Genomic DNA, 5,760 nt, shown 5'->3' on the forward strand with positions numbered 1-5,760 from the left:
TCGCGTGCAAGGCAAACCGGCTCGCCAGTCCGGTCAGGCTGTCGTGCATGGCGCGGTGGACGAGTTCGCGTTCGCGCTCGCGGGCGGCAAGCGCCACCGCGAGCCGATCGCGCACCTCCAGAGCGGCCTGCGGCGCGATAGCCGAGCGGTCCTGCAACGCGATTTCAATCGCAGCAACGGTGTTGCCACCACTCTGGACGACAAGTCTCAGCAACGATTCGCGGAGCCGGAGGGGGCGTTCCGGCAAATCCAACAGCGCAAGGCTGCGCGAATCCAGGTCTTCGGCCAGCACCCTGAACGCTCGTGCTTCATCCAACGTCAACATGCGTTCGACCTGCATTTGTCCGGAACTCTGCCCATCGTGCGTGCACAGAACCAACCGATTGTCCGAATCGATCCAAGCAAACGCGATGCGGGCGTCGGGATACTGGATGGCGAGTTGCCGAAGAATGGTTTCGGCAATCTGGTGAACGGGCTTCTGCTCCAGGATGTCGCGATCAAGCAGCGCGAACCCTTCGAGCATCGCCCATTGCGCATCGATGCGTGATGCCATCGTGTTGAATGCCGAGGCAAGCTCACCGAATTCGTCTGCGCGCACGACAGCGACGCGAGTGCTTCGAATTCCTTCGGCCAATTGCAATGTCCCTTGATTCAAAGCGCGAAGTGGCGCGAGAACGCGCCGGATCAATCGAAGGCTGGCGAGTGAGATCATCAGGAGTGTCGCAACCGCGACCAGCGACAGCCACGTGGCCAGTGGCAACCCCTGCCAACGCACGACCTGGATCGGCGCGTTGGCAATGAATGACCAGTCCGAAGCGCCGAACTCCGCTCGCATGAAAATGACGCTTCGGGTCGCGTTGACGCCGTCGGGCGCGCCAGCAGGACGCCCGGCGGATGGGAGGACAACCCCGTTCCGCAGTGAAATCCATTCGATCCCCGCGGCGTCAATGACACGCCAGTCAAGTTCATCACTGGCCGATACGATCGGCGACCACAGAAAGTCGCCGTTGATTTCGCCGATCCAATCCGGACCATCCAGTGCGCCGCTCGCCAACAGGAGACTCACCGGAGCGCCACCTGGATTTGCGCTGGCGCACAGCGCGACCGGTACCTTGCCCGTCGATGGGAACACGGCCGACGTCGCGCAAAGTGCCCAACGCTCTCCAAGCGTGGGAGCCGAGGGCGCTGTTGGCGGAGGTTCGGCACGCGCGATCAGATCGCGGAACATGAGATCTTCACCAACCAGCGCCGCCCTTGCGCTCGCAGGGTCGGTGTGCGAGAGATTGAGGCTGGTTAGAACCGCCTTGGCTGCGAGCAGACGATCGAACACCTGCCGTCCCGCCTGGCGGACGGCCGAGCTGCGATTCTTTTCTGCCAGTGACGACGTCAGATCGCGTACCGCGGCGTAGGAGATCCAGTCGGATACGACCAGCGGGATGAGCGCCGCAAGAAGGAACGCCCCGAGCAGTCGATTGGCGACCCGCCGTCGCAAGATGATCATGTCGCGTAGTGCTTCGCCGCGTCAGAAGTCCGCAGCGACACCTAGATAGGTGCCGCTATAGGCTCGAATGACATCGTCGAGACTGTCTTTTTGGGTCACCTGTGGCTTGCTTCGCCCATCAGGCCCCTTGGTATAGAGGTCGTAGTCGGTATTGATCGGGTTGAGCGCATGGTCTTTTCGCGCATGGCCTCTCCCGTTTTGAACGATGTTGTAGTAGACATAGGGTCGTCCCCATGGATCGGCGGGGAGCGCGGCACTGGTATCGGAAAGCGACGACGGAAGCGTACGGTTGTCCGACGAGTAACGCTCGATCGCGTGCATGATCATGAGCATGTCTGCAATCGCCTGGGCATTTCGGCTTTTCGTCACCTGATTCCGATAGGCCGGCAGCGCAATGGCGACAATCACTCCAATGAGCGCGATCGTCAACATCAACTCGAGGAGGGTAAACCCGGATTTGCGACGGACTCGGGTTCTTGGCGTGTGCATGGTCGGGCTCTGGGCCTTTTTGCGCGAAAGCGATTGTTCCAACTAGCAATTTCCGTGCCCAGAAAGTGTCGAGTGACCGCCTCAGAAACAAGCCCATGATTGCCGCGACGGGTGCGCGAGGACGAATTCATTCCTCGATTCAATGCCAGCCATCATGCCCGCAAACGAGGGCACTTGGGATCCCCACCAACGCGTAGCGGACGAGCGACCTTCATTGGCGGCAACACCATCGGGCTGCTGTCCAGGGTGAATGGGAGGCGGCTCAGGTGAGCCACGCTTCCAGTCCATCCAGCGCGTCTTTTTGAGGATAGGCAACTGCAGCAGCCGATGCGTATTTCATGCCTTGATAGGCAATCGCCAATTCGCCGAACGGATCGTCGGGCGTGTCAGTCTCTTCGATGACCAGTTCGAGATCCTCGAGTGCTTCGTCGACGTTGTCGACGTCGAGGGGCATGCGGAAGATCACCAGCCACGCGATGAAGGTGGCATCCGGATCCTCGGCGCCAGCGGCAGCAACCGATTGTTCGAGCACGCGCCATCGATTGGCCACGTGCTCGCGCGCAGCCGCCTCGGACGCACAGACGGTGATCGCCTCGCCCTGCGCCTGGAGATCGCCGGTATCTGTGTTTTCAAAGCTGGAGATGACGACGTGACTCATGGTCGCTGTTCCTTTGCAGGCACCGAGGCACCGTCAGCGCGGAGACATGGCGAGCGTAACAGCATGCACATGAAACCGGCAGGCCACTCGGCCGCGGAACCCATCAGTGTGGACATCGCGAGATCACGTTCGCCAAACAGCGATTTACCGCGGTCGACGCAGATCCCGGACGTCAAAAAGCCCGGCCACCGCAGGCGGTGGCCGGGCTTCAAAAGACGTGGAACTACTGACCCGGAACCGCGCCGCCATTCGAGCGTGACAACAAGTCGCCCGACTGACGCTGCAGGTCGCGCAGCGCGCCCAGCATGATGTCGGCATAGCCACGCACGTCCGCGTCGGAACTGTGATCGCGCGCTGTTTCATACATTGCGATCAGGTCTTCCGTGTTGTGCGAGACGTACTCCACATAAGCGGTATCGATCGAACCCTTGCGATCAAGCAACGCATCCGCTTCGTCGCCACCCTTCTGCGTCGGCCTGTGCGCGAGATCCACATGCTTGGTGCCCGCAAGAAGGCGAAGAGCGTCGTCAGCCTTGCTGTAGCTGTGCACGACGTTGTCGGCCAGCGAATGCGCGCCACCGGACTTCGCACGTGACGCCGCGCGCTTGGCGAGCATCAGCTGATCCATGTTGGCAGCGTCTGCCGTCTTCAGGAAGTCGACATCGGCGCTCGCCATCTGGCCCGCCGGAACTTCCTGTGCTTTCGGCAACTGCGCGATGGCACCGCCCGCAAAGGTCGCGCCTGCAAACAGCATGGCGTAAAGCTGGGTTTTCACAATATTCATCAGATCTCCTTGGACTGTGTTGCATCGCCGGCACTATCGGATGTGCATGCTTAACGCGATCCTTTTCCGACATTGCAGGTCTGCACACCGTTCAGTTTCGAGCACCGAATCATTCCTCTTCGGAAGCGGCGCCGTGGTGTCCGATAGCGGTTGCCACAACTCGGTTCGCGTTGTCCCGGCGGATCACGCGAATGCGGAGCGCATTCGCGTCTGCCGCATCGACATGGTCGAGTACTCGCGTGACGCCGGCAATGTGCGTCGCGACGGGCACTCCATCGCGATACAACACGCGCGATCCAACCAGCCGCGGAACCTTGTCACCGACGATCAGGTTGCCGACGAGATTGAGCGGATCGGCGCCGCACACGCACACGTAGGTTTCGTCGCACGCTCGCTGGCGGATGCTGCGAAGCGATGCAATGGCTTCCGGCAGCGCAAATTGCTCGCCGGAGATACCGGCGATGAATCGCCCTCCGCGCAGTTCGCCACGCGCTTCGAGGCGATGATAGACGCGCAGCAGTTCGCGCCATGGCGGCAACCAGTCGGCTTCGTGCGCCAGCAGACGCCAGCAAACCACGCCGTAACGCTTCAGCAGCACCTGGGCGACGTGGTCCACTGCGTGTGCGTCAAAGTTGAGTCGATGCGTCGGGCCATCGGGGGCTGCCGCACGACGACGGACCAGCGACCAGCGGCCGGCATCCTCGATGCCGAACAGTGCAACGCGCCGGCCCATGCGGCGGCGCGTCGACGACCGTTTCGAAGACGGCACCAGCAGTGCACGCAGCCCGCTGAAACTGTCCGCATTGATGAGTCCGCCGGCGACCAGTTCGCCGAGCGCGACTTCGAGCTCGGTGTGGAGCAGCCGCGTGCCGGCAGCCAGTTCATCGAAGAACGATGCACCGTGCTCGGCGAGATGATCGGCGACCGCCTTCGCGCGCGACGACAGCGGAACGTCCACCCCGTCAGCCAACCCGCCCAGTGACAACCACGCATCGCGGTGGCGCCTTTGCAAAAGAACCGTCGGCGTCGCGCGCACGGGTCCACCCGCGCGTTCACGACCGGTCGCCCTGGCAGTGCGCAAGCGTGTCCAGACGACGCGGCCGGCCTGACACAACGCATCCAGCCACGCAATCTCGTAGCCCTCGACGCGGGTCGGGAGAAGGTCGCTTTCCCACGCCGACGCGGCCGCTTCGAATCCTTCCAGTTGCGCCAGTACACCTGCGAGCGCATCCGGGCCATTCACCTGCGTGCCAGGCGCGACACGCTGCCATTCAAACAGGAAGCGCATGAAGTCCCGTGGCTCGACCGGTTCGATCTCGCGGCGCAGACGCTTGACGGTGTAGCGATGGATGCGCGCGAGCAAATGACGCTCGCACCATTCGATCGGGCTGTTGGCGGGGAGTGCCGCGGCGCTGAAACGCCCACGCATCACGAAGCCTTCCGCCTCGAGCGCCAGCAGCGCGAGTTCCACATTGGCTTCGGTCAGGCCCAACGAATCGGCGATCACGCTGGCGCGGGTTGGTCCGAGCGCGGTGAGCCGCGCACGCAAAAGATCGACGAGTGCGTCTTCACTCGCCCACGATGTCGCCGCGTACTCTGCAGGCGCGTCGATCGCGGGCGCTCGTTGCGCCGCAGGAACGACGGCATCGAACTGAGACAGTCGTTCGGCGGGGACCCACACGCCCATCGGATCGTGCAACGCGTCTCCCGTCGGCAGCGACAGGCGGGCGACGCGCCGGTCGCCCGCCAACGTCGACAGCCATGCGCGCCAGCCATCGTTCGCTGCGACTTCCGCATCGGTGAAGAATGCAACGCCCATCAACGCCGCATGCAATTCGTCGGTCGAGCGCGCTTCCGGCCACGCCTCCGCGCGCACCGCGTCGATCGCGTCCGGATCGAGGCGACCGAGATCGTCAGCGCTGTCCGGATCGGTCCATCGACGATTGGCGACTGCCTGCGTGCGTCGTTCCTCCAGCGGCGCATCGTCGAGGAACGCATACGGGCGGGCACCGAGAATCTCCGCCGCAAGCGGGGACGGGCCGGTGAGATCACGGCAAACGATGCGCACCGCGCCCTGCTCGAGTCCCTTCAGCAACGCGACCAGCGCGTCGATGTCCATCGCATCGTGCAGGCAGTCGTGCAAAGTCTGCTCGACCAGCGGATGGTCCGGCACGTCGCGTTCGCCGACCAGATTCTCGGCGCACGCGACCTGATCGGGAAACACCGTCGCGAGCAGATCCTCGGACTTCATCCGCTGCAACTGCGGCGCGACTCTGGACCCTCCCTGAAAGCGCGGCAGCGCAAGTGCAGTGGTCGCATTCCAGCGCC

4 protein-coding genes and 1 pseudogene are annotated in these 5,760 nt (G+C 63.2%); all 5 read right to left on the minus strand.

Annotation, left to right across the window (positions count from 1 at the left end; genetic code table 11):
- On the minus strand, positions 1 to 1,501 hold a 1,501-nt coding region (locus tag ABIV12_RS11015; RefSeq protein ID WP_348059192.1), incomplete at its 3' end, for a HAMP domain-containing protein.
- A gap of 21 nt (positions 1,502 to 1,522) precedes the next feature.
- Positions 1,523 to 1,990: a prepilin-type N-terminal cleavage/methylation domain-containing protein gene (locus ABIV12_RS11020; RefSeq protein ID WP_348059194.1), complete on the minus strand. Its 468-nt coding sequence runs from the start codon at positions 1,988 to 1,990 to the stop codon at positions 1,523 to 1,525.
- Positions 1,991 to 2,252: 262 nt separating this feature from the next.
- Entirely contained in the window at positions 2,253 to 2,648 is a 396-nt protein-coding gene (locus tag ABIV12_RS11025; protein ID WP_348059196.1) for a hypothetical protein, read from the minus strand.
- A 223-nt stretch (positions 2,649 to 2,871) separates the two neighbouring features.
- Positions 2,872 to 3,432 (minus strand): DUF4142 domain-containing protein, encoded by a 561-nt coding sequence (locus ABIV12_RS11030; RefSeq protein WP_348059198.1) that lies wholly within the window; start codon positions 3,430 to 3,432, stop codon positions 2,872 to 2,874.
- Positions 3,433 to 3,541: 109 nt separating this feature from the next.
- Positions 3,542 to 5,760 (minus strand): annotated as a pseudogene (locus ABIV12_RS11035) (ATP-dependent DNA helicase); the annotation flags it as partial.

The sequence above is a fragment of the Dokdonella sp. genome, from assembly GCF_039926425.1.
Taxonomy (GTDB): Bacteria; Pseudomonadota; Gammaproteobacteria; order Xanthomonadales; family Rhodanobacteraceae; genus Dokdonella_A.